Below are 1,481 nucleotides of genomic sequence, written 5' to 3' on the forward strand. Positions count from 1 at the left end.
TGCGGATCATTGGCCTATGACGACTTCTCTGTAGGTAAGACGGTCATCCTGACCGCGCCATCGCTGCGGCAATCGACCGAACTGTTCCGACGTATTCTGGAGTTCAAAAACTCTGACCCGTTTTGCCCGCCAATCGTACGGCAAACGCAAACCGAGCTTGAGGCGCACCCGCGACATGGTGGCCGTATCGTCGTCGTGCCTGCGACCGATCAGGCGCGCGGTATGACCGCTGACACTATTCTGGCTGACGAAACCTGCTTCCTCGACGACGACGCGCTGCTCGCATTTTTCCCCATGAGGCGTAGCTCAGGCAGAATTTTCCTGCTGTCCACGCCCAACCTGCGTCAGGGGTATTTCTACGACACTTGGACGTCGGCCAAAAAGGTGCGTCGCATCATGGCGCGCTCAATCGACATCCCACGGCGTCGGGCACAGGTCGAGTTTGACCGCGCAACAATGTCTGAGACGACATTCCGTCGGGAACACCTTTGCGAGTTCGTTGGTTCAGGCACGCCGCTGCTGTCTTGGGACACCCTTACCAAGGCATCGAATCCGAATGTCAAAGCATTGGAGTTGTCATGACCAAGCACGTTATCTTGCCTGACGGGCGCGTTGCGCTTCCTTCAAACGCTGATCCCGCAGCCGCCGGTACGCAGGTGTTCGGCTGGATAAAACACCGCGTCGGCCTCGATCTTGGGCGCAACGACCCGTCGGCAATCGTCGTCATACGGGATGAATGCTATCCTGAGTTCACTGGCAACGGGTTTGAGCAACGTCTTGGTGCGCGCCGCACGACCGTTGTATTCCAAGAATCCATTCAACTGTTCTCGTATACCGATCTTGCCGACTATCTCGCGAAACGCCTCGGCCAGATCCCGCATTGGACTCTCGCAATCGACGCCTCCGGCCTAGGTGCGCCGTTCTCGTCAACACTCGACCTCGCCGGGATCGAACACTGGTCTGTCGTCATGACGGCTGGCTCGACCATGTCGAAGAAGGGCAAGAGCGTCACGGTATCGAAAGGCATCCTGCTCGAAAACATGGCTGTCGGCATTGAGACTGGAACGCTGACGCTGGCTGACGACCTGCCGGGGAAACAAGACCTGCTGAATGAGATTGCGTCATTCGAACTGACCTCAACGACGGCCGGAAATCTCGTCTTGTCAGGCGGCGGCAAAGGGCATCACGCCGACCGTGCGATTGCCTGCGCGTTGGCCTACCTGTCCGCGACTGACCTCGACGACACAACCGGCCCGGTTCAACAGAAACTGACAGGTTGGGCGTGACGCTGACAAACTTTGGTCATAGTCGCACGGTACGCGTGCGGCATGGCACAAATTCGAAACAAAAACACCCTGAGTCACAACAAAGGTATCCGTCCGGCTTCCCCGCTCTGACGGCGTTCGGGAGAGAGTGTTAAAGATGTCCACTATCGATAGTGGACATCATGGGGCGCTCTATGGCGGGCAAGAAGGGTCAGA

2 protein-coding genes are annotated in these 1,481 nt (G+C 57.7%); both read left to right on the plus strand.

Annotation, left to right across the window (positions count from 1 at the left end; translation table 11 throughout):
• A partial coding sequence (locus tag AC2FND_RS20260; RefSeq protein WP_496771494.1) for a hypothetical protein occupies positions 1-582 on the plus strand: 582 nt, incomplete at its 5' end.
• Entirely contained in the window at positions 579-1,286 is a 708-nt protein-coding gene (locus tag AC2FND_RS20265; RefSeq protein ID WP_496771495.1) for a hypothetical protein, read from the plus strand. The genes AC2FND_RS20260 and AC2FND_RS20265, both read left to right, overlap by 4 nt.
• The last annotated feature ends 195 nt before the right edge of the window (positions 1,287-1,481 follow it).

The sequence above is a fragment of the Ruegeria sp. BHSB056 genome (assembly GCF_059613305.1).

Bases quoted from the DNA above. Each gene is read 5' to 3' on its own strand.
- AC2FND_RS20265 (WP_496771495.1), top strand. From the start codon at position 579: ATGACCAAGCACGTTATCTTGCCTGACGGGCGCGTTGCGCTTCCTTCA.